This is a genomic window from Sphingobacterium sp. SGR-19, from assembly GCF_011043555.1.
Taxonomy (GTDB): Bacteria; Bacteroidota; Bacteroidia; order Sphingobacteriales; family Sphingobacteriaceae; genus Sphingobacterium.
Genome location: NZ_JAAKGS010000002.1, coordinates 292,268 through 317,347, shown reverse-complemented (window position 1 = coordinate 317,347; position 25,080 = coordinate 292,268). Strand labels below are relative to the sequence as shown.

17 protein-coding genes are annotated in these 25,080 nt (G+C 42.9%); 2 read left to right on the top strand and 15 right to left on the bottom strand.

The annotated features are described in order from the left end of the window. Window positions 1–8: 8 nt before the first annotated feature. Both G5B43_RS04965 and G5B43_RS04960 read right to left on the bottom strand, forming a co-directional pair. The gene (locus G5B43_RS04965) at window positions 9–3,068 is read right to left on the bottom strand and encodes a SusC/RagA family TonB-linked outer membrane protein (RefSeq protein WP_165293611.1); all 3,060 of its coding nucleotides are present in this window, start codon (window positions 3,066–3,068) and stop codon (window positions 9–11) included. Window positions 3,069–3,321: 253 nt separating this feature from the next. Further along, complete coding sequence (locus G5B43_RS04960; protein ID WP_165293610.1) at window positions 3,322–6,222, bottom strand: two-component regulator propeller domain-containing protein; 2,901 nt, start codon at window positions 6,220–6,222, stop codon at window positions 3,322–3,324. Between the two features lie 150 nt (window positions 6,223–6,372). Between G5B43_RS04960 and G5B43_RS04955 the strand changes: the two genes are divergently transcribed. Next, window positions 6,373–7,434 (top strand): Mrp/NBP35 family ATP-binding protein, encoded by a 1,062-nt coding sequence (locus tag G5B43_RS04955; RefSeq protein ID WP_165293609.1) that lies wholly within the window; start codon window positions 6,373–6,375, stop codon window positions 7,432–7,434. Here the strand turns inward: G5B43_RS04955 and glk are convergent. The 3 genes from glk to G5B43_RS19345 form a co-directional block, all read right to left on the bottom strand. Further along, window positions 7,431–8,468 (bottom strand): glucokinase, encoded by a 1,038-nt coding sequence (glk, locus tag G5B43_RS04950; protein WP_165293608.1) that lies wholly within the window; start codon window positions 8,466–8,468, stop codon window positions 7,431–7,433. The two genes, G5B43_RS04955 and glk, sit on opposite strands and share 4 nt — an antisense overlap. A gap of 65 nt (window positions 8,469–8,533) precedes the next feature. Continuing rightward, on the bottom strand, window positions 8,534–8,941 hold the full coding sequence (locus G5B43_RS04945) for a DUF4143 domain-containing protein (RefSeq protein ID WP_240904761.1): 408 nt from the start codon (window positions 8,939–8,941) through the stop codon (window positions 8,534–8,536). A gap of 29 nt (window positions 8,942–8,970) precedes the next feature. After that, on the bottom strand, window positions 8,971–9,156 hold the full coding sequence (locus G5B43_RS19345) for a hypothetical protein (protein WP_240904760.1): 186 nt from the start codon (window positions 9,154–9,156) through the stop codon (window positions 8,971–8,973). A gap of 576 nt (window positions 9,157–9,732) precedes the next feature. Here G5B43_RS19345 and G5B43_RS04940 point away from each other — a divergent pair. Further along, entirely contained in the window at window positions 9,733–10,548 is an 816-nt protein-coding gene (locus G5B43_RS04940; protein WP_165293607.1) for a hypothetical protein, read from the top strand. A 184-nt stretch (window positions 10,549–10,732) separates the two neighbouring features. Here the strand turns inward: G5B43_RS04940 and G5B43_RS04935 are convergent, their stop codons facing one another. The 10 genes from G5B43_RS04935 to G5B43_RS04890 all read right to left on the bottom strand — a co-directional run bounded on the left by G5B43_RS04935 (window position 10,733) and on the right by G5B43_RS04890 (window position 25,069). Continuing rightward, window positions 10,733–11,008 carry a hypothetical protein gene (locus G5B43_RS04935; RefSeq protein ID WP_165293606.1) on the bottom strand — a complete coding sequence of 92 codons (276 nt, stop codon included), beginning with the start codon at window positions 11,006–11,008 and terminating at the stop codon, window positions 10,733–10,735. 309 nt (window positions 11,009–11,317) lie between these two features. Next, window positions 11,318–12,625, bottom strand: coding sequence for a DUF4302 domain-containing protein (locus G5B43_RS04930; RefSeq protein WP_165293605.1), 1,308 nt, complete (start codon window positions 12,623–12,625; stop codon window positions 11,318–11,320). Window positions 12,626–12,631: 6 nt separating this feature from the next. After that, entirely contained in the window at window positions 12,632–13,525 is an 894-nt protein-coding gene (locus G5B43_RS04925; protein WP_165293604.1) for a putative zinc-binding metallopeptidase, read from the bottom strand. 8 nt (window positions 13,526–13,533) lie between these two features. After that, window positions 13,534–15,120 carry a RagB/SusD family nutrient uptake outer membrane protein gene (locus G5B43_RS04920; RefSeq protein WP_165293603.1) on the bottom strand — a complete coding sequence of 529 codons (1,587 nt, stop codon included), beginning with the start codon at window positions 15,118–15,120 and terminating at the stop codon, window positions 13,534–13,536. Window positions 15,121–15,144: 24 nt separating this feature from the next. Next, window positions 15,145–18,831, bottom strand: a complete 3,687-nt coding sequence (locus G5B43_RS04915) for a SusC/RagA family TonB-linked outer membrane protein (protein ID WP_165293602.1) — start codon at window positions 18,829–18,831, stop codon at window positions 15,145–15,147. A 120-nt stretch (window positions 18,832–18,951) separates the two neighbouring features. Next, window positions 18,952–20,115 (bottom strand): FecR family protein, encoded by a 1,164-nt coding sequence (locus G5B43_RS04910; protein WP_165293601.1) that lies wholly within the window; start codon window positions 20,113–20,115, stop codon window positions 18,952–18,954. A 240-nt stretch (window positions 20,116–20,355) separates the two neighbouring features. Beyond that, window positions 20,356–20,892, bottom strand: coding sequence for an RNA polymerase sigma-70 factor (locus G5B43_RS04905; protein WP_165293600.1), 537 nt, complete (start codon window positions 20,890–20,892; stop codon window positions 20,356–20,358). 133 nt (window positions 20,893–21,025) lie between these two features. Then, a complete protein-coding gene (locus tag G5B43_RS04900; RefSeq protein ID WP_165293599.1) occupies window positions 21,026–21,676 on the bottom strand; it encodes a hypothetical protein in 651 nt (216 codons plus the stop codon). Window positions 21,677–21,705: 29 nt separating this feature from the next. Next, window positions 21,706–23,250 (bottom strand): right-handed parallel beta-helix repeat-containing protein, encoded by a 1,545-nt coding sequence (locus G5B43_RS04895; protein ID WP_165293598.1) that lies wholly within the window; start codon window positions 23,248–23,250, stop codon window positions 21,706–21,708. A 67-nt stretch (window positions 23,251–23,317) separates the two neighbouring features. After that, on the bottom strand, window positions 23,318–25,069 hold the full coding sequence (locus tag G5B43_RS04890; RefSeq protein ID WP_206367245.1) for a RagB/SusD family nutrient uptake outer membrane protein: 1,752 nt from the start codon (window positions 25,067–25,069) through the stop codon (window positions 23,318–23,320). Window positions 25,070–25,080 lie beyond the last annotated feature (11 nt).

Sequence of the window (25,080 nt, the reverse complement as noted above, 5' to 3'; positions counted from 1 at the left end):
TTTATAAATTAGAAAGATAGCCTTAAACCTAAGCTGTAAGAAGATGCGATTGGATAAACATTGGCATCAAATCCCATCCCTGCTACTTCGGGAGTAAAACCGTTGTACTTGGTAAAAATGAAGGGCCTGTCTGCTGTTACATATATACGCGCGGGGATACCTTTTGCCAGATCCAAATTATAGCCTAGTTGAATATTTTGTATACGTAAATATGCACCGCTTTCCACGAAGAAAGAGCTTGCTTGCAAATTCCACGGTGCAACCGAGCCTTGCGCCGAAGGGGATGTATTGCTTGTTCCCTCTCCTGTCCATAGACCGTTAATAAATGCCGCATCGGCGTTCATCTGGCTGTATTTCCGACGCATAGCACGGTTCAGGTTATGAATCTTGTTGCCGGCTACGCCTTGAAATGCGATACTGAAATCGAACTTTTTATAATCCAACGCGATATTGAAGCCATATGTCAGTTTAGGCAAGTAGTTTCCTAAGTTGACACGGTCTTCTTCGTCCAGTTCACCATTTTTATTTTGATCCTTATATTTCAGATAACCAGGTAAAATGGGGTTGTCCGGATTTTGTGTATTGTAGGTATTTGCGATCGGATCAGCCTCGATTTGTGCTTGATTTTGATATACACCCTCTACTTCATAGCCATAGAAGAAATTAATCGGTTGGTTCAGCTCTATCCGCGAAGGAAATTCTGCCGACCATTCCGGGAAGCCATTCAAAATGCTTTCGAGTCCTCCGAGATTCGTAACCCGATTTTTCAGTGTCGTCAAATTCCCTGCTAGAGCATAGCCCCAGTCTCCCTTTCTATCTTTCCACTGTAGACCAATTTCCCATCCACTATTGACTACACTCCCCCAGTTGCCATACACTCGGTCCCAAGAGAAGGGAATCGGTCGGTCAAAGGCTAGGTCGTTTGTTTTCCGGTGATAGTAATCCACCGTTCCGCTCAGGCGGTTGTTCAATAACGTAAAGTCGAGACCTCCATCCCATTCTTCTACAACTTCCCAACGTACGTGTGTAAAGAATTTGCTAATGCGGTATCCTGGAATACGGCTGCCATTCGTAGTGCCTATACTTCCAAATATTCCGGAATAATTATTTCCCGAAAAGACCGTTGCATAACCGGCATTTGGTTGAATACCGTCATTACCCAATTTACCCCAGCTTCCACGGATTTTTAGTTGATTGAAAAGCGTTTGGTTTTCCATGAATTTCTCTCGACTCAGCACCCAGCCCAAACCTACAGAAGGGAAATATCCCCATTTGGTCTGATATTTGGAGCTTCCGTCGGCACGGAAAGTAGCGGTCAGCAAATACTTATTGTCATAGTCATACGTACCGCGGGTAAAGTACGAAATTCCGGCGTTCCGAAAACCACCCTCACCGTATCCCGTTGCTGAAGCCGTTCCCTGTGCACCGACGCCGATATACCAAAACTCTTCCGATTCAGGAACATCGTTAGCCTGTACCCACGTTTGCCGCCAGCGGTCTTCCCGTGTCGATTGTCCCAAAAGTACCGACCAATGGTGCTTTTCTTTCCCGTCTTTATAGGTTAGCAAATTATCGAAGATATAATTTGTGCTACGTTCTTGGGCAGATCGCAGAAACGAATTATTGTTACGCTGATCGTTGTCAATATAATAGACCGGCTGATAGTTGATATTGTGTGTAGAGTGATAACGTTGGCTCCATTGTGTGCGAAACGTCAATTTATCTTTCCATAATTGGATCTCCGCATAAGCGCTCGGCAATATCTGGAATCCTTTCGTCTGGTCGTTTCTATAGTATGCCGTAGCGACAGGGTTAGCAAACCAGAAGCTGGAAGGCATACCAATGACCGTGCTGGATCCAAATTTTTCCGGTTTAGCCAGTTCTAAGGAGGGGTCATATACCGGATAGAGTGGAGAGGCAAAATAAGCTTGACGAAAAGCCGCATTATCCGGTGAATAGTTATGGAAATTATTGAAATGCGCGGTAAAACCAAGTTTCAACCAATCGGTGACATGCGCCTCTGTCTGCATTCGAATATTATACTTACGGTGACTATTTTTAGCATCCATAATTCCATCTTGATCCAGGTAGTTTACGCCGAATGTATAGGTAATTTTTTCGGCACCACCTTGTATATCAAGGTTATGATTAGTCAGTAAAGCCCTCGAACGTAACAATTCTTGATACCAGTCGGTATCCATAGCTGGATTTTCAGCTGTACCACCAAATTTCGTTACTGAATTGTTCACAAAAGTTTCGTTGCCGGTTGCAATAGCATAAGAAGCATGTTCTCGTGCATTAGCCATCTTCAGCACATTGGTCGGCGATTGGAACCCAATATAACCGTTATAGGTCACCCGCGGTTTCATATTCAACGTACCTTTCTTGGTCGTTACCAGAATAACGCCGTTCGCCGCCCGCACGCCATAAATGGCGGCTCCAGAAGCATCTTTCAGCACAGACATCTCGGCAATATCGTTTGGATTCAGGAAGTCGATATTATCCATAAACATTCCGTCGACCACATAAAGCGGGCTTTCATTGTTGAATGAACCTACCCCCCTTATGCGAACGCTGGGCGATGTTCCCGGCGCACCAGAACTGACAACCTGCACGCCTGTTACGGCCCCTTGCAGCGCCTCCATAGGATTGGTCACCGTCCGCTTGCCCATTTCCTCCATATCTACTGTTGCGATAGGAGCTGTCAGGTCACCTTTACGTTGCGTGCCATATCCCACCACCACGACTTCTTCAAGTTCGTCAGAACCTTCTTGTAACTGGACATCATACACCCCACTCTGTGTCACCACGACCCGGGAAGACAGCATACCTAGTTGGGTAAACACTAAGGTCGCCTTGTTCCCAGCTACTTCCAAGGCATACTGTCCGGATGGATCCGTGCTGGTGGCTTCGTTACTCCCTTGAACGGCAACGGTAACACCAGCCAAAGGTTCCTGATTGACGGCAGACGTCACTCGTCCCCGTAATTGCATCGTCTGTGCAGCCAGTTCTATAACAGAAAAGCACATACAAAGCAAAATGCATGCATGTAAAATTCTAATCCTCATAAGTTGATTTGTTTAACATGGTTTATAAATTTTTTTAGTTCGCTGTTATTCTCCTTAGTGAGGAGAACGTGATTCAAAAATAAGGCACGAATTGGGAAAGTAAATTTTTTACGAGACTACAATTACCACTACAATAGTCTTTTGGAAGCCTAAAATAATATTAAAACACCCCTACAAACACGCTACAAAAAACACATAATAATATGATTATCAGCTAGATTTTTCGAAACATATATTTATTGTACGTTTCTCACTACTCATCATTCTTCGTATACTGCATTAAATAGTCATATAGGTTGACTTCGGAATCGATTTTTAATTTTTTTCGTAAGCGGTAGCGGCTTACTTCGATTGCTTTGACCGTGACGTGCATGAGTTGTGCAATTTCTTTGGAGAGAAGATTCATACGCAGCAAGGCACATAATTTCAATTCATTTGTTGTTAGATCGGGATGTTGTTTTTTAAGCCTTAGGAAGAAATTTTCATTCGCATGGTGGATATGCGCGTTAAATTTCTCCCAATCGTCGTTTGTTCTTTCTGCTGATCGGATAAGTCGAATTAATTGTTTGAAGTTTTGTTGCGCTTCTTTATCTTCCAGACGGTTCATTGTTTGGGTGATGTTATCTTTGATCTTACTCAACACTTCACCCCGCTGTATGATATTCATGGTCAAATTTGCCAGCTCTTTGTCCTTAAAACCAAGTTCTGCTTCGAGTTTTTCATTACGGAGTTTGATAACTTCTTTCTCCTTTTTCTCAATTTCTAACTGCCGTACGTGAAGTTCGTCCTGGTGTCTTGCTTTTAGTTTTTTACGTTGGATACTCAGCAACCAGAAAATAAATACAAGCAACACTCCACCGTAAAACACGTAGCTAACCGGATGCGCATACCAGGGCGGTGCGACACGAAATGAGAATGTCTGTTCTTCGGATTCATTCCCCATCCCATTTCGAGATTTGACTCTAAAAACATACGTACCGGCCGGCAAATTAGTATATTCTTTTTCACTTCTATTGCTCCAAGCGGACCATTTTGTTTCCAATCCCTCCAACATATAACTGAACTCCACTTGCTCCTGTTGATCATACATGGTCGAACTAAAGATAAATTGAAGGGAATTAAAGGCGTAACGCAGTTTCATGCTGTACATATCATGACGCCGATAGCCTCCAAACAACAATTTTTCTTTTTTGTCACTATCGAACGCTTTCACAGCCCGGAGCAACATATCGGGTTTAGATGCACGATCCTGATAAGCCTTATAATTAAGTAAAATACCTCCCTTTTGCCCACTTATAAATACATTTGCTGTATCATGTACATAAACCGATTCAAATCCGCCTAATATCTCTCCGTTTAATTCTGGAAAATAAGAAACTGTATACGGATATTCTTCTAGCGGACGGGAAAAATCCAATAAGCCTAGTCTTTTATTGCTGGCGAACCACACGTTTCCCATCTTATCCTCCATCATGTATTGAATCGGTACATCAACAAGCGCCCGATATTGTTCTGCTGGTATAAAAGCGTCGCGTACGGCATCGTGTATATATACGCCCTTTGGCGTCGATACAAGGATATCATTTCGAATATGAAAAACATAGTTATGCAACATAGCGGGTAAGCCTTCCGCGACATCATATCGTTTGTGCCGGACGATTTTTTTAAAGTCTGGCGACAAGGACAACTTAAAAACGCCTCGATAGGGATGTGATACCCAAACTTCATGATTTTTATCATCGTAATACACAAATCTTAAAGATTCGTCTGAACCGTCTATGTGCCCATTATCCACAAAATATTGACCATCGAATAAGAGGTGTCGTAATCCCAAATAAGAACCGATCACCATATTCCGGGATGGCGAAACCCGGGAAGCCGCTTGATATGTCCAGATTCCTGTCGCAGTATGAATTGGTCTGATACCGTCATCCCCAACTTCAAAACTCCCCTCTTCATGTCCAATTAGCAACCGCCCGTTCACCTCTTGGACAGACCATACCTGTCCATCACTATGGGGTACCTTTTCAAACTTCGCCTCCGACATACCGATATTATCTAACGCATTGCCTCTATAGGGCGTTACATACAAACCGTTGGACGTCCCGAGATATAACTTATGGTTGAAAATACGTAAACTATACGTTCCCAGCTTCGTATTCTGGTCAGGATAAATATACTTTATGGCGCTATTGACAGCAATATAGTCTATCCCATCGTCCAAAGCTAACCATAGATTGCCATTTCTATCTTTAAATATATCGCGGATGTTATTCGTCTGCAACCCCTCACCGTAACTATATCGTTGAACGATCTCTCCGTTTCTATCGATAATCAACATACCTCCAGGATACATGCTTACGGCAAATAAATCATTTCCTAAAAACCGGATACTTGAGATTCGGTTTGTCGAAAATCTGGCATCCATAGGTGTTGCTTTCGGGAAAAAATTGCCATTTATTAAGCAAAAAAGACCATCTTTCATTGTCGCAACCAATAAGGTATCTACCCCATATGGTACCATACCGGTAATGATCGCTCCTTCTTTCAGAGAGCTTTCTCCAGCGACCTGTTTCCAACTGCCATTTTCATAACGCAGAACTCCTCTTTCCATATCCTGCGCATACAATGCATCTTTAACAGACGCCATATATTGCCAACTGCTGTGCGGTCTATCTACATTAATTTTATCTTGATAGTAATGAAAAATATGATTATTAGCTTGAAAAAAGATATGCTCCCCTAATATGGCAATATGCCAGACGTCTGCAAATTTCCTTTCCTTCGCGGGGATTTTCCCTACTAAGGAATGGTAAAGCAACGTACCCTTTTCATCGGCTTCAAAATAGCCTATTTCATCTTGTCCCCCTACATAAATTCTTCCATTTCCGTCAAAACAAACCGAGCGCACAATAGTGGAATTAGGTAATGGATATACATGCCAATATCGCCCGTCAAAAGAAAGCAACCCCTCATTGTTAGCGAAATACATAATACCCTGTGTATCTTGGGTTATACCCCAGTTTTGGACACCACCCTGATATGCTTTACTGGAATAATTTACGATTTGTGGCATCGCTATCGTTCGTTGCGCAAAACCTTCCTTCTGGAACAAGCAGAAAGATAATAAAAGAATAAAAATATTTTTGTTCATACTTGGTCTCTATCGAACAATTCTTAAAAGCAACATGCTGATAGACGAAGATAGCAAAATACCCCTAAGAAGACAATTTCGCTTAACAACAAACAGATGACAGGATTCTCTTTTTCAATGTGTAAATTTGTAACGTAACAAACCATTGTCATGATTACAAAAGAACAAGTATTGCACGCTTTAAGTCATGTAGAGGAGCCGGATCTTAAAAAAGATCTGGTGACGTTGAACATGATCCAACATATAGAGATCTTGCCAAATAAAGTCAAGTTTGATGTCGTATTGACAACCCCTGCTTGTCCACTGAAGGGACATATTGAACATGCTTGCCGGAACGCGATTGGTCTTTTTGTAAGCAAAGAGGTGGAAGTAGACATCAATATGACTTCCAGAGTGGTCGGTGTAGACGCTGCACAACTGGATGGTATTAAAAATATTATTCTGGTTTCGTCTGGTAAAGGTGGTGTCGGCAAATCGACCGTAGCAAGTAATCTGGCGTTAGCATTGGCGGAGAGTGGTGCAAAAACCGGCTTACTGGATGCTGATATTTACGGTCCTTCGCTACCGCTTATGTTCGGGCTGGAAGGTACACGTCCCGAATCTATTCAAATTAACGGTAAGCAGAAAATAGCACCTGTAGAAAAATTTGGATTGAAATTACTATCTATAGGCTTTTTCACCGACCCTAACCAACCTATCCCCTGGCGTGGACCGATGGCAACATCGGCCATCAAGCAGCTCTTTGGCGATGCACATTGGGGAGAATTGGATTATCTGGTTGTCGATATGCCTCCAGGAACAGGCGATATTCATATTACCGTTGCCCAGTCTTATCCTATTTCGGGTGCCGTTATCGTGACCACACCACAACAGGTTGCGTTAGCCGATACCATGAAAGGGATGGCAATGTTCCGTATGGACGGCATTAATATCCCCATTATTGGGATCGTCGAGAATATGTCGTATTTCACGCCAGCTGAATTACCGGACAACAGGTATTATATCTTTGGCAAAGATGGCGGAAAACGGCTTGCTGCAGACAATAATGTGCCATTTTTGGGTGAAATACCGTTAGTGAAAGCTGTTGCCGATGCGGGTGACAACGGTTTCCCTATTCTTTTAGATGCGGACGAACCTGTTGTCCATGCTTACAAAGAAATAGCTGGTCGCACTGCCCAGGAGTTGAGCATATTAGCAAATAAAGTGGGTTAAGTACCAAAAGCGCCGTAATAACCGGCACCGATCAATGCGGCCTGGCTATTTAAAATAACGCGGATAGATACTTTTTCCAACAGATGGGTCATATGTGCATTTTGGATAAACTGCTTCCGGAATAGATCTTTTTTCAGCAACGGGAATATCCTTGGCGGGATACCTCCTCCTAGCCATAAACCGCCTACCGCTTTATGTTTCAGCACCAAACTCGCTGACTCACGTGCCATGTAGCTAACAAACAGATCCATCGTCAAATTACAGGTCGCGTCCAGCTCCCGCATAGCCGCATGACTGATCACGGCTGCGGGATTTTCATTGTTTTTGAAGTTTTCTTTCAACCAGGTGGGTTCTTTATGTCCTTTAACATCCCGAAGGAATTTGTAAATTCGATAAATCCCTGGGCCGGATACGACATGTTCCCAACTGATAATTTCGTCTTCTTGTTGCAAATACTTCAGTAATTCCACGTCGATATCTGTACGTGGCGCAAATTCGCTATGTCCGCCTTCGGTTGCAAATGGGCGATGGTATCCTCCGTCCCAGAACATCCCCGCTTCACCCAATCCCGTTCCCGGTGCCAACACCGCCATATTACCGGAAACTTTCTCAGAACTTTCAAACAAGGGTACGGTGTCCTCCGAACTTAATCCTACTAAACCGTACGCGGTAGCTTCTAAATCATTGATAATAGACACCTGTTCTATATCAAATTCGGTTTTTAACGACGCGGCATCCAATTCCCACGAGAGGTTCGTCAATGTTACTTTATTCTCCAGTACGGGCCCAGCCACGCCGATCGACAGCACATCAGGTTTTGCGCCATGATCAGAAGCGAGAAATTTATGTAGAATTTCTTCAAATGTACCCATCGAACGAGACGCAAATGTCTCCTCCCGTATAAGGGAAAGTGTATCTCTGTTTACTTCAAAAACACCGAAACTCGTTTTGGTTCCTCCTATATCAACGGCCAAGATCTTCTTCCCGGTTCGCTCCCCGCCCTCTCTGTGTGGCAAATAAAATCTATATGACATAACCATTGCGATTTGATAGGCTATAATACGAATCTTTCTTTACCTATACAACCCTCGGTAAACGTTTAGGTGCAGCTGTCTTGCGCTGATTTAATCTCATAAATATCAAATTCTCGAGCAGATTTAACGAGGATATCTATTTCCAATCCGTTATGATCCTGCCAGAAATAGTAATGCAGGTGTTTGTAACGATGTTCATTTATTTTCTGAAAATTAGCTACGACAAAATTTTCAAAAATATTACCTTTTAGTCTATTCAGCAGAAGTTCTTCCGGTTCTCTTATTTCTAACAAATGTGTTAGTAAACCGGTATCATAGAAAAATAACTTCGGTGTTTTTACTAAACGTTTGCTAAAGTTTTCATGATAAGGATATAGTAAAAAAACGATATAACTACTCTCCAAAATAGATAACCAAGCTTTTGCTGTAGGTTGAGAAATATTGCATTCATTTGCTAATGCATTTAAATTCAAAAGCTGACCGGCACGTGTTGCACATAGTTTCAGAAAGGTTCGAAAACGTTCATATATCTGATATTAATCAGTTGGGTTACATCTTTCTCCACAGATGTTTGGACATAGCTGGTATAGAAGTTTGTAGGGACAATCCCTCGGTGATAAATAGCCGGGTATCCTCCTGCGATACATGCTCCCATATAATTGTTAGGTAGGATATCTGCACCCGCCATTTTGAAATTTACGGATATGTATTTTGAAATTTCCGAACATAAACTTTGAAATTTCGATCTAACCTTTAATCCTATACAATCCAACACGAACGGAAATGTGACGACGCATGGAAAAACAGCAAATCGTTATTTCTCAGCGATTATGTACAGGTACATGTCAATGTCCGCACGGAACAATTAGATTTTGTTCCTTGACAAAGCGGCGATGTTCCGTGCATTGTCCATTTTGTCAGGATAGATTGCGCGTGTGTTCCCCGAGTATTCGGCTAAGTACTGTGCCTTTGCAATGCATGCACGCAACAAGTCTATTTTGTACAGTGACATGTCGGTTATGTCACGCAACAAATACGGTATGTAACGTGACATAGCCGACAACTACATTGACTTGTTGATTATGTCACTGTACATAGACGTTAACCACATTACAGTAGACGCTATGTACATGTACAAAACAGGAGATTCTTCAAGAAATACGCTTGAAAATAAAAACGAAATATCTGTATCTTTATCTTATTAAACGTAGTCGCGTCAAAAACAAGGCAAGCTAATTCATGCATTTACAATTAACCTCAAACAATGAAAAATCAAATACTATATGCGGGTCTAATTTTTCTATATAGCTGCATCTCCTGTACTTCCCAAAATAAAAAGGTACGTTTACGCGTGGATGTCCCAATAGGAGGTGACAAAATCGTTTCCATATTCAACCTTTCCAATGGTACGCAGGTCTACGAAGACACCTTACGTGGTCAACTCGTATTAGATTCGCTGACGTACGGCATTCATTTACTGACCATAATGTGGGATCGGGACGTAATTACTCCTGACGAGTTTAAAAGTCTCCGACCACATACACTGGATAATCCGTCGTATTATTCGTTGCAAAAACGTGTCTTTATTGACCCTAAACGGGATGGAGCCATACATCTATATACACCCGCTGGTGTAACGAAAGAAATGCTCGAAGAGCAACTGCTATCCAACGAACGTACTTTCACACCATCCATTGAAGTCGAGGGAAAGCAAGCGCAACTGTACGAAGCATACGAATCCATTTGGCATCGGTTTCGCCAACAATACCACAGCCAAAGGGACACTTTGAAAAAATTACTTTACCACTATAATGATAAGAACGATTTACAGCAAGCTGCTGCTGTCAACTCGCAGATCAAAGACTTGTGGACAAGCACGATTTTACCCCAATACGAAAAGGAAGAAAAACGGTTTTTAATAGAGCATGCTAATAACGTTATCGTCCCGTTTATATTGCATAACCGGATAACGAGTCAAGAGATTTATCAATCGTTCAAACCAGTTATCGATGCTATGCCGGAGAAGTATCGGGAGCTGAGTTTTATTAAGGGGTTGGCGAAGTTGCGGAGTGGGAATTAGAGAGAGAAATGTAAAAAAGAGGTATTCTCCAGCATAGCTATAGAAGAATTTGCAGGAATATTTGGAGATTAGTCTATAAATATCATAACTTTACAGGATTACAATCCTTAAATATTATAACTTTACAGGATCACAATCCTTAAATATTATGATATTTAAGGAAATCATATTATGATAAATCGTTCTATTCCATAAGATACGGCAATATAATTAGTAAAAAAATATTAAACACTACCGATAACAATACTGGAACATATAGTGAAAAATCTTTTTTAAACAGTTTCATAACCAGCATAGCGACACTGAACAAGATAAGACCAATAATAGGTATGATACAAAGTTCCCATAGTACGCCAAAGATGGTTACCATAAAACTTTCCGGCCACACCAAATACAATATCCGATTTAGAATCAAAAATACAGTGACTGCAATATGTAATCCAAACAATATTCTCATCATAAGCAATGTTTTTATTTGTTATCTCCCTATCATAAAAAGGTTAGGCTAATGGTTGTTGAGGCACAGGATTACTATAATTCAAAGCATCAGGACTACTTATAATTAGTCCGTCGTTGGAAAATAACACATTTTCCACTGGATACAAATCTCTATTTTCAATCACGGATTGACAAGATAAAAATATCGTAAAAACCGATATCATCAGTTTCGATAAAACAATATTTTTTTTAAAAATAAGGTTGCATAGATATAATTCATTAACATAGGAGAGTCTTGTTAACTCCCCTATGTTTTTATAACAAACACAAATTAATTATTAAATGGATCTGTGATTGCATCCAGCGTCAATTCAAACGTATTCGTTGGAATCTGTGTATCCGTTAACAAAATTGACTTAGGTCGATCTAGTGCATCCAAAGTAGTAATCACAAAAGTACGATTATTGAATGGCGTAGTAAACTGATTTAACCCTGCGTTCCAGTATGCTACTCCAAAAGTCATCCCCGTATAGGTATAAATAGATCCAGCAAGCGAGATTCTCACCTGATCTGTTGTTCCCGGAACCGGCACAAGGTTATGTGTTATCAGTCCTCCTACCGTATAATTGTTTAATAGATAAGACGTAACGCCGGAAAGGCCTGCGATAGAACCAATACTAAACTCATTTAGCTGCAAACCATTGGATTCTAGGGCAGTTCTTGCACGATCCCAATAAATTTGTCCAGTTGACCCAACTTTACTGTACGCCATATACCATTCGTTACTGATAAACCACAAATTCAGCGGCGTAACATCCGGAACTATTTTAAAAGTTGTATTATCATCTGTATAATAGCCATAAGGATAAGCAGTCGTTGGTTCTACGAATTTTAAGGTCTTGAATCTTACGCCTTCCATTTCCTGTTCCGCGTAAAACTCCAGTCCGCTTGGGATCACACGAAAAGACATTTCGTTTCCACTGTTATCCTTCGGATTACGAAAAACACGGATCGGTGAAGAATAAGGCATATCCAACAACTCTCCCGAGGCATCTTCCAGTTTAAAAACGCCAAACTCACTAAATTGACTTGCAGCTTCCTGATAGGCTTCCCCTTGTTGCTCAAACTCGTCGCCGCTTAACGGCAGCATCACGACTTCCGTACCACTTTTCTTGCCTTTAAGAACAACCGAATCCGCTGTTGCTTTCAGCACGATAAATTCAAAATCACCCTTCATTCCAGTATCATCGGCACCAATCCTTCCATTGTCCATTCCAGGTTCGGAAAACCAGTGGATAGCTTTATTATAGCCATTGAAAGATAAAACGGGACCAGTGTCATGAATCACAGAATAGGTACTCGTCTCCGAGCTTTCAATCGCATCGGAAACCATCGTCACCTGAGCATTGGAAATAAACTTCGTAAAAATGGTGTAACCACCAAACTCTTGATTGTCGCTCGGGTAATACGTCATTACCCAGCCCGCTTCGTTGCCCTGGAGGACTTCGTATGCATTGGCAATCGCTTCCGTCATCCGCACCGAGGCATTCTCCTCGAAGATACGGTCCTGCTCGCGTTTACATGACGTAATCAGTAAAACCGGAAGCAAAAACGTAAATATGATGTGTTTTAACTTCATAATTTTTTAGTTTAAAGATGTTTGATCAAAATTGGGCAAATCTGCCTGTCTGGCTAAAATTTCGTCTCTTAACACATCCAGATCGATATCCCAAACCGTTTGGAAGTACGTTCGTACAATGTCCAATTTCGTCTCTATGATTATCTTACCCTCTTCACCTCCTTGACTGATACGCTGTTCCCATTGCGCCGGGGATAGCGTGATATAATACGAATACGTTTCGACAAAATCCTCGTTAGCTTCTTTGGAAGCATAAGGAGAAACAAATCCATCTGCCGCGGCCAAGGCATCAGCTGAGGAGCCGCTATAGATATCGCTCCACGCATCCGCCACATAACCGGCGCCGGTAATCTCCTTGAATGAAGCCGGGTAATCCCTTGTCTGGTGCAAAATATGCGCAAATTCGTGGTGCATCGTATGGAAGTAGTAATAGTTCAAAAAGTCTGCATCCATACCCGTTTCCTCCGTGAGATTATTTAATAGATAGAGCGAAATCTTAACCCCCCCTTCAGCTGTACCCAATACAAACGTTCCGTTATTCCGATACCCCGCCGAACCGATATAGTTCAATAACTTTGGGAAATACGACCGTATAAAGTCCTTACTGCCCGTAATCTCATCATACGGTGCGATACCGAGATAATACAATAGCTTAGTCATGCGTACCGAACTCTCGTAACTCGCCGGACTGAGGTTATAGTCCAAATCCGACTCCGCTTCAACAAACTTATACACAATGGCAATATTATAATCTTTTGTAAACTGGTCTTCAATATAGTTATCCAGTTCGTTTGTCTCCACTTCTAGATCCTCGAAAACACTCGTTGGATCTAAACGTTCTTCTTTGCAGGAAAAAAGTAACAAAGAAGATAACAACAAAATATTTAGTTTCTTTATCATGTTCATCATTATCTAGGATTAGGAGTTAAACCTGCAGAAATTACATCCAAGGGGATTTGTAATGCCGCTCTGTTATCGCGCGCAACCAATTTAGTGTCGTTTTCTACGACAGAAACTGTGGTACCTGTCGTAATCAACCGTCGTGCCACTTCAATACCATAACGCTTCACATCAAACCAACGTAGCCCCATGTGCATGGTCTCTATCCGGCGGATATACAACAAGGCATGCAGCATATTTTCCTGCGTCCCCGTCTCAAACGGAATCATGCCCAGATCCAGTCTCTTTTTCGGCGTAGGTTCATCCGGTTCGTAATATTCCAAACCATCAGCCCATTCGTTAAGACTTTCCACGGTAAACGTTGCCGGTGGATTCGCTAAGGTATTATCTACCCATCGTTTCATATCCACCACCGCTTCTTCATAACGTTTCAGGTGAATCAACGCTTCAGCGCGCACCAACATCGTTTCTTCCGTAGTAAAGGGTGCATAGGCGCCTCGGCGATAACCAATACCGGCGACAACGTCGGTATATTCAAACTGATAGGAAACTCGGGGAAATAGATGTTTATCCAAATTCGTTCCGGAATACACAAACACCTGCGGAATATATCCGGTGGCCGTCCGTTTGCCATAAGGAGCTTCTGCGAGCATGGTCTCTGTGTTACTGATAAACGCGCCATGGGCAAACCGAGCACCAGTATAATAATTCCCAAAGTATAACCCGTGGCTCGTACCTGCTGTCGCTAGCATCAAGTTCGCTTTGATGGAACTACGGTTATAGGCAATGGCAGCGGGAGTAACTTCTACCGCACTAGCGGAGATAGTACGGTTATCCCGCAATAAAGGTGAAGGATTGGAACCAATAGCGGCAGTAGCATAACTAATCGCCTTTTCCCAATTCTGCATATACAAGGCAATGCGTGCCGCCAGTGCATTAGCCGCCCTGGAGTTCATGTGGTATTTTGGTGTTTCACCGTAGGACGCGTCATCAATCAGCGGTAACGCTTCCTCCAAATCACGCACCATATAATCGTACACTTCTTGCACCGTGTTGCGCTCGTATTGTGGATTCAGCTCATCTTCGGTTTCTAACATGTAGGTGATGCCTAAATCTGTCGCCGCATGATCTTTATGATAATGCTGTGCAAATAGGTTAACCAAAATAAAGTGAGAATATGCCCTCGCTGCCAAGGCCTCTCCACGCTGCGCATTTAAGCTTGCCGGATTTCCCATTTCCTCGATCGCGCCCAACGCCGCATTAGCACTGGAAATAGCTTTATAACAAGCTTCCCAAACTTCTTTGGGGCTGTCGTCTGTATTTTCGGTCACATCGTTCCAACGGAACAATTGTTCCAGATCCCGTTCGTTATACGGATTACTTATTCCATAATCATCTATATTATCCGATGAAAACTCCGCTGACACCAAATAAGCTGTTGCAGGATAAGCCGACACCAAGACTTTATCAATTTTAGCCTCGGTATCCAGTTTTGCGCGGTTGTCGGGCATCTCATCCAAAAATTTATCACAGGAGAAGAAGCCCAACCCACAGACTAAGGCTATCGCTATATATAATTTGTTCTTTCTTTTCATTTCAATCCTTTCTTAAAGTTTCCATCACAATCCCAAACGTAATGTCAATGTATATTGTCTAGCCATCGGTGCAGCTACACCTCCCGCGTTAACAAACTCCGGATCCTGTCCATTCAACTTCTTATCCGCATAAATCAGGAATAGGTTAGTCGCGTTGAAACGTAAACCCAATGAATTCACCTTCCATGCATTTACCCAATTTTTGGGCAATTCGTAGGATAAGGACACATCTTTTAAGCGAATAAAATCGCCTTTCGCGGTACGTACGGACGAATAATTGTAGGCATTAAACGTATACTGAAGGTCGTTGTTATACGCTCTGTTCTGCCCTTTAGAAGAGACAAGTGGCACATTCGTATAGGCTTCGTCTCCCGGCACCATCCAACGGTCTGCGAACTCTTTGGTAGATGCCGTCAAATCATCGTACTCGTGCTTAAATACCGGGTTTAAACGAACTACGTTTCCAAAAGAATATGTCATAAACACATTCAAGCCGAAGTTTTTGTAATTGAACTGGTTACCCCAGCCTCCGGTATGGATCGGATCGGTCGGTCCTTCATATTTTAAATAATCGATTCTATCCCGCTCCTGAAAGTATATATCCGTTATGGTTTCTTCATTATCCGGACCTAGGAAAACAGGCAAGCCTTCGTTGTTCAAACGAACAAAAGGAATAGAATACAATCCTCTTGACGGCCCGCCCTCTTGAGCAAACCCAGTTCCTGTAATCAGATCAATGACTTGACTGCGCGTATCCAGACGGGTGACTTCTGTTTTCACATGGGAATAAATCAAATTAGATCGCCACTTAAACTCGCTATCCCGGAAGATATGTCCGGTTAAGCTCAATTCCGCTCCACTCGATTTCATGTCGGCGACATTCCCCATTTTGGAGATTACACCAGTCATTCCCTGTGTATTCACCACGCCAATTAAGTCGAAGTTATTCCGTTTGAACCAGTCAAACTCAATATTAATGCGGTTGTCCACAAGACCTATCGATGTTCCGATATTGAGCTCATGTTTTTTCTCATACGTCAGTTCCGAGTTTGCCGGATCCATAATCTGCAAACCCGATTCCGTATCACTCGCTGTCGGCCTCCATGGGTTATACGAGGCATATATGGCATGCGAGTTGGTGACGTCGGCCGGTCCTCTATCCCCCGTCAAGCTATAGGAAGCTTTCAACGTCAAATGTGAGAGTCCAGGAGAAAAGTCTGTAAAAAAGTCCTCTTCGTGTGCATTCCATGCTCCCGCGATATTAAAACTAGGCATCCATCTAGCCGAGATTGCTTCCCCTAGCTTGTTGGATCCTTCATAACGGAAGGTACCATTCAAAATATATTTACCCGCATACGAATAAGTCAGGTTAGTAAAAAACGCCGCTTGCTTATACTTGGTGTTCGTCGGGTCGTTGTCCTTGTTCCTGTTCACATGGAAATAGGGTGTATTCTCTTCCTGACCTCTTTTAAACACGCGATAATCTGTAAATGGGCTTTCGCCCAATTCATATTGCAACCCCCAACCACGGAACCACGTATTATTCCGGTCGGAAGCCGTCAATTCAGAACCGGCAAAGGCACTTACAATATGATTGTAATTGAAGGTTTTATTATACTGTGCCGTGAAACGGAATAATTGCTCGAACATGGTATAATCCGTGCGGTTGTAAATACCGCCTTCCGGCAATACGGAGATGGGCTGCGCATACGGATCGTCCGGATCGGTATATAAGAACGGGTTTTTGTCTCGTATCACAGTGGTTCCAAAATCAATACCTGCTCTATACGCCTGTGCCTGATTAGACAAATCTTTTACATAATGGTGCTGTGCGGTGGACTGATAACGTACCGAACCAAAAGCACCTAATTCCAATTCCGGAACAACCTTCCATTTCAAGTCTCCTTGGAAACGGAGATCGGTCACATTCACGTCCATATAATTGTTTTCCAACTCGTGCAGAATATTGAACGGCGCATAGTTGCGGGTATAGAAGACGTTAGGATCAAGTGTACGCGAGCTGTTCATCGCATAGGCATAGGGGTTGATATCAAAATCACGTTTTACTTCCCCGAAAACCACATCAGTCGTCTGCCCTAACGTTCCGGGCGCTTGTTGCTGACGATAAGAGCCGTTCGTGATGATATTTAAGCGAAGATTATCCGAGATATTATAATTGGCATTCAAATTACCTGTGTAGCGGTTAACCCCACTTCGCTTGGTCCACCCTGGATCTACCAAGGCACTGATGGACGAATAATACTGCGATTTTTCGGTACCGGACGACATGCTCACCGAATGGTTGTGTTGTACACTCGGCTGAAACAATTGGCTAAACCAATCCGTGTTACGGTATTCTGCTTCTCGCAGGAAGTTGTTGACATGATGCCTGTTGGTAAACAAATCGTTCACAACCTCACCAGTCTGTATACGACGATACAAATCGCCATACACACCACTGTTGGCTTCTGTTAACAGATCTCCGAAGCGGATATCTTGTTTCGGATAAACATCTTGATAAACCGACATCTGCTCCTGTGAGTTCATGATATTGAATTCGGAATATCGTGGTGTAGCACGAATAGTGTATTCACCTGTATAGTTTAAGGAGCTACGTCCGGCCGTTCCTTTTTTAGTCGTGATAACGATAACCCCTGCCATCGCACGGGCACCATATATAGAGGTTGCTGAACCATCTTTCAATATCTGGAACGATTCGATATCATGCATGTTCAACCCGGCTACAGCCGAACTGATCAACGTCAAAGCATCTCCAGAAGAAAGCGCATCTGCATTCACGTCAGCGACATCTTCTACAATAACGCCATCGATAACCCACAACGGCTTTGACGCACCGTAAATAGATGTAGCACCGCGCACGCGAATTTTCGGCGCTGTACCAAACGTCCCCGTTACGTTTTGCACAGAGACTCCGGCTACACGGCCTTCCAGTCCACGGCTCGGGTCAATCTGTCCGCCAATCTGCGCAGCTTCGCCGGAAATCTGTGATGTTGCACCGGTAAACAAACGACGGTCAACCCGTTGTCCCATCCCGGTTACTACGACTTCTTCTATCGCCTGATCTTCTGCCATCATCTGCACATTCAATGTCCGTTGATTGCTTATAGCTATATCTTTCGTCAAATAACCTACATAGCGGAAAGCTAATGTACTGCCACTAGGAGCAATGATTGAGAACTCACCATTTTCATTGGTTGTCGTGCCTTGTGAGGTTCCTTTTACACCTATTGATACACCGGCTAAAGGCTCGCCGTTCATCGATGTCACGCGGCCACTAATCGTATTTTGCTTGCTCACGGCGGCGGCTTTCAAAACAGGAACCGTTTCGTGATAATGTATGCTAACGGTACCTGCGATAACTTTAAAAGAGTAATTGGATTCCGGCAACATCATGTGCAACACCTCTTCTACATTGGTTGCGCGTACGTTTAGATTAACACGCGTTGATTTCGCTATCACATCATCATTGTACAAAAATTTGAGGTTTGTCTGTCTACTAATCTGTTGAAAAGCATCTTCCAGCTTCGCGTTCTTTAACGAAAGAGATACTTTCTGTGCAGTTCCTTCTGCATAGGCACAGGTCATGAAAACCAGCAAGAGAAAAGTTGTAATTTTCATCGTCCGGAGAATTAAGACAATAGGCGGCTTCCATGCTTCTTTTCGCCTTTTGTCAAATAAGAAGTAATTCATACATTTGAGTAATTGAGTTAATGTGTAAGGTTCATTGCTTTATTTAACTTGATTTCAACAGGGGTGCTGCAACATCCCTGTTTCTCGTTAAATTCCATTGTTTCGTTTGTTGTTGTAATTTTATCTCATCATCGGTTTTTGTTTAGTGATTAATAATTTATTAGAGTTTAGTGTAAATTTTAGATCGCTTACAAATGCCAACATGGTTAATACTTCCGATAGATTGACATTCCTGCCGATTTCACCCGAATACGTATTATCTAACGGCACATCCTGTGATAAAGACACATCTATGTTATACCAGCGCTTCAGTTGGTTTGCAATGCTGACAATATGATCATTCCTGAAATAGAATATGTTATTCTTCCAGGCAAGATCTCTCTGTAGCTCAGTTTTGCGTACTTTTAGATCTCCATTGCTCCACTCCGCACTTTGTCCGGGCGCAATGATGACAGAGCGTGTATCATTGATTACTTCCACGCTACCCTCCGCTAATGAAGTCTTGACATTTTTCCCGTAAGCGGACACATTAAAATGTGTTCCCAACACACGGATATTCACTTCTTCCGTTTCTACAAAGAAAGGTCTTTCGGCATCTTTTTCCACTTCAAAATAAGCTTCTCCTTTTAGGTATACACGTCGCTCATGCGCTCCAAAATCTTCCGGAAATCGGAGTTCACTTGCGGCATTAACCCACACAGTAGTTCCATCTGTTAAGGTTATCTTGAAGAAGTTGGCCGCCGGCACGACCAACGTATGAAAAATGAGTTCAGGTATAGCAGACTCGCTGGAAAAGTCCAATTCTTTAGCTATTATAGACGATCCCGAGGCAATATTCAACGTATCGTCCACTTTCACCTCTTTACCATTGGCAAGGATAATCTTTGCGCCTAAAAGAGCCGGACCTACATCATTTGTATTTAAGTTCAGTTGTGACGTAGCGATTTGCCTCTCATCTGTTGTATCATTCGTTTTATAATGCCACAAAGCAAGACACAACGAAGAAACCAACGCAATAGTCGCAGCGACGCGCCACATAAACTGATGGCTACGCTTTTTTCCTTGCTTCTTTTGGACATTTTGCCAAGCCGATTCTTCATCTAGGTCATCCAGCCAGTCCAGTTTCGTAGATACGCCTTTCACCATCAGTTCATCAAACAATGTCCTGTTCTTAGGATGAGCTTGTATCCATGTATCCAATGCTTGCTGCTCATGACTATCGAGCGGTTCATTTCTGAAACGCTTGGCAATAATATCGGCGATATGATATGGGTTTGTATCCATAATTTAAGTTAAGAAACCTAAATTAGGATTTGGGGTGACAAGAATTTTATTTTTCTTTTTTTCTCTCAAAAAAAGAAACAAAAAAAGTCGTCACTTCGGATATTTGAAAGGATTTTTTGTGCAAAGGGGTTATTTCTACAAACTTCAAATATCCGTATGTGACATTTAACAGTTAAAGAGGGATAGTACAATCATACCAGTCAAATAAACCCCTGAAATCACAGTTCAGACAATTCCGATTTAGACAACGAACAAAACGAATAGAAAAAGCCAAAAGTAATTGAAATTCAGCTTTTCGCGCAAGACACTAAGCCCTCGACGCTTTTGGGTTTTTATAGTATTGACACTAATCTGTAATTCGTGGGCGATGTCTTCATTGGAGTAGCCGTCCACATAACTCATGGTCATGATTTTTCGACAGCCTTCTGGTAGACTTTCTAACGCAACATGTACCGCGGAAGTAAACTCTGCCCGAATAATCTGATGTTCGTAATCAATATCGTCCGACTCTGTAAACACCGTACGCTCCCAGAATTTTCGCACGACTTTGTTATGACGGCTCATGTTGTATACGGCATGTTTTATCGAAGCATATAGAAAAGATTTTATGGCGTTTTCGTCATCAGACAGTCGTGTTTTGTTGTTTAAATAAGCAACGAACGCGTCCTGTGCCAAATCCTCAGCGACGCTTTCATCCTGCACCATCTGCCAAGCAAAACAGCATAATGCACGGTAATATCTACTAAAAAGGTGCTTATCTTGATCTGTAGCCTTCATGGACAAGTCGCTTACGCTTGAAAAAGTTAGTAAGTTAGTTGCAATTCAAAGCTAATATACAAAATAATATTTTGTGCGGTAATTTTTGTGAAAAATTGTTGGATTTAACTTTTTATTCTTTTCTATTTTTTGTCTAAGGCAACACAAACACCAATTCTCCCTTTTGTTTTTCTTTATAAAACACGATTGTACATAAGTTCTTACTTCGGTCGATTGACAATATTTCTAGTTTGGTCAATGATATATTTTGCTTATCGTCTTCATCGATAATACGAAGTGTCGCCCTTGGCTTCACTCCGACAGCAAATTCACCGTTCCATGACAGCACCAATTGCTTCTTTTCCGCTATATTCGTTATAGCCACCTTGTTTTCCAAAATAGTCGTACTCCATGCATTGGCTTGTTCCAATGCAATCATGTTGTCCCAATAAAACCGCGGATCGTCTGCGCTGAGTACGGCGGGAATGACTTTAATATCCACCGCTGCTTTTCTCCCTGTTCCATCCATAATGAACAACCGCTCCTCACCATAATTTTCGGTTGCTGTAAACGTAATTATATTGCCGGTAATCTCTACCTCAACCAAAGAGGTTTCAGAAACTGCATAATTCCCGTTCCCACTCGTAATCTCTACCGTTGATGTGTAACCTTCCAAGATTTCTATGTTGTTTTTGTTTAACTCCAGCGCCTGTAACGGTACCGCTTTTTCCTTCTTACAGGAGAATAGTACGATACCGCAAAGTAACAAAAGCATAAAGGAGCGTATATTTATCGTTTGTATCATGATTATCTTTTTTAGTATACCTCTTCCTCCTACTTCACCGTTTTCAATCTGATCACATCGCCACTTGCGCTTGCCGCACGTAGATCGATTTCTCCCTCATATAATGTCAAATCGACCCTTCCTGTACTAAAAGGAACCCGTGTTCCATTGACAAAGAAACTGTTAAAGCGACCTGCACCGGTACCGACTACCCGTGCCACATGATGTTCAATAACAATCGTCGGTTCTTCGATCCACTCGTAAGATGTGATACTCCCAAGAGGTGTGTAAAAATAGCCCATTCCTGCTGCGAAAAACGGACTCGTGGTTTTCAATTTTAGAAAGTCTATATCCGGCAAACTGCCGTCTGCCTTTCTGGACCACATCAACTGGCTTTCGTCGAGGCTTATAAAATCATCTGCCATTACTTCCATGTTCACCGGCAGGAAGGAATTGTTACTGATCTGAGACAGCGCTTCGTCCACATTGATGATATGCCGCCCAGCTGTACGCGGGCTGTAAGATAAATTGTGCCGGATAATGTGTCCGTAACCATCTACGTCCACGGCTTCTTCTCGAGACTTCCGCGTCAGCATATTAAAATTAGAAGGATTCATATAGCCCGTGTTGTTCTCCCATAGGATGCCCCCTAAATGATGATTGGCGTATAAACCTTGGTTACGATTTTGAAAAGCAATATTATTCCGGATGATATGCATCGGGATTGCAGATGGCGCATCGGCATTTTCGCCCATACCATAACCACCAGCCTTTATACCCGTTCCATCTCCCGCAGTTTCAAAGGTTTCGGGCTTATAACCGTTGTAAAACGCCCAACAGTTTTCAATGGTATAGGCGGCATAAGCACTGATGAGGTCAAAGCCATCGTCGCTGTTCCACCATGCCCGACAACCGCGGAATACATTGCCTGTGCTGGTGGTGTTGGTTGGGTGCCCCCCGAAACCGTCCACATTTCCGCCGCGACCACCGTCCGAGATATAATCCCAGTTGTTGTAAGCATCACAGTTTAAAACGAGGTTATTGGAACCTCGCACCAAATAAAAGCCGATCGCCATGCCGTCACGCATGGCGAGGTTTTCATAGATATTATTGTTTCCCCCATCGTTACGGAAGCACTCCGACTGCGTATGTCCTACAATAGTCACTTGTGTGCCGATCACTTCAAAGTTTTTAAAATGGAGATTGGAACCACTGACGTAAAAGACAACTACCCGACGATCGGCCGGTTTCACGTCAGACATATCGAATATGGGACGTTCACCTTCGTAGCCGAAATAATATATGCGTTGGTTCTCGCTTGCACCACTTTTGCTCATATCAAATACATGTGCCCATATTCCTCCACTGGTAGGCGTCATAATCTGTTCGGGCTTAATTTTGTACGTTCCTCCTCGGAAGTATACCGTGTCCCCAGATTGTACCAGTGATTGTGCTTTATTCAGTGTCGCAAAAGGGTCGGCTATTGAACCCGCGTTGTTATCATCCCCATCTACAGCGATGTAATACGAATGTGCCGAAACCGAAAAACCGATGGTACACAACATCATTAAAAAAAGATAAATATATTTCTTCATTATTGTAGTTTTTTAGACCTCCCCATCTTGTCATCATCTCACTTAGTTACTCATCATTAACAATTAATCACTGTTCCCAGTTAAACGGCAGATACCAGTTTTCACGACTCATTAGTTTGCTGCGGACAGCATCCGCCCGTGGATTGCCTTCCTTGCTTAATTTTTCGTAAATTTTATCGGCTAAGAAGGATGGGTCGTTCCGACGCATGGCGATGCGAAGCAGATCTTCCCAACGGCTTCCTTCGAACGCCATTTCCAAAGCCGCCTCTTCAATCAGGTAATTTTCGACCTGGGTCAAGCTGTCCGTCGGGTTGATTTCCCGAAAGGTGACATAAGCCCTCCCTCGGAGACCATCGTTTCGATGCCAAGTGGCCCTGTAATGCGGGTTATTTCCATTTCGGGCATCGAAGTCATACGGGAATGGTAGATGCGTTTGTTGTATATCTGTTTTATCGGACTGATTGGGATCGTCATATATACGCCCCACACCGTTATTCAACAGTCCTACCGCCAATTTATGATGTCCATCCCGATTAGCAGCCTCCGCAAAGCGCAGATGCAGCTTCGCCGCCCGGTATAAATGCCACTTGCCGTTGCGCTGGAATTTATCAATCGGCAACATTGTCCCGATGTCCGAAAATTCATCGGTATACTTCGAAACGACCCCTTCCTGTCCGATCATCGATACCGACAAATCGCGTCGTGCATCATAAGGCACGCCATTCCGCTGTGTCTGGCTATTCCATAAATCAAGCGATTCCAAGCTCGGTTTTAATAGGTGATCGCCACCATTGGCAGCAAATAGACTGATAAATGGGTTCTGCGGACTGAAGTTGCTGTTGAACGGCAGAGACCACACCCATTCCGTATTCCACAAGACATCCTGCGTTCGCGAGAACATCGAGCGCCAACCTTGCGTTTTGCTATTGATCAAGGTGCGTACGTCTTGCTCTCGGTAGCGTAGATAGCCTACTGCGATATCATTGTTGGTTGACACTTCTGCCCATTTAATCTTATACCGATCGTATCGGAAGTTGTCGTTTCCTAAATTATCATAGCTGGTCATCACCAGCTTATAATATTCCGCCGCTCTCTGGTAATCGTTGTTCCATAAATGCAAATCACCCAATAACGCCTGCTTATTGATATAAAAGCGTTCCATATCGTAGCCGTCCACCGCATACATCAGGGATTCCGTACTCGCATAAAGCAGCTTATAGGGAATAGCCTCCATATCGGTGATGAGTTGCGCTAGCAACTGTTCAAATTCCAACAACGGATATTTGCCCTTGTCCAGCACCGCATCGGTATCATCCAACGGATCAGTTACATAAGGCACCCTCCCAAAATGTATCCCTAACTGCAGGTATACCCAAGTCCGCACGGCCATGATATCCGAATAGCGTTGGTTATACTCCTCCGGCGTAAACTTATTCTCTTCCCGCATAATCTGAAAATTGGCCAACACGTCATTGCAGTTGAGGATAACCTCGTAAAACTTGCGCGGATTGACATACGGATTATCGGCGCTAATGGCTCCTACATCGTTCGTGCTGATCTCCTGCAAGTAGGGGTTTGCCCGGTTGGTCACCGTGAGTAGGTCGGCACGCAGTTCGTTCCATAGAACGTGCTGTTCAGCTAACGATAGTAACTTCCCGTAAACCCCGATAACGGCAGCATCTGCGTCGTATATATTTCGGTACATCTGTTCTTTTACCAACACCTCTTCCGGTTCTACATCCAAGAACTTGCTGCAGGAAGAGCCTACGAAGCAAACCAGTGCAACGGAAAGACCATATATAAAGTTCTTCTTCATCATCTTCATTTTTA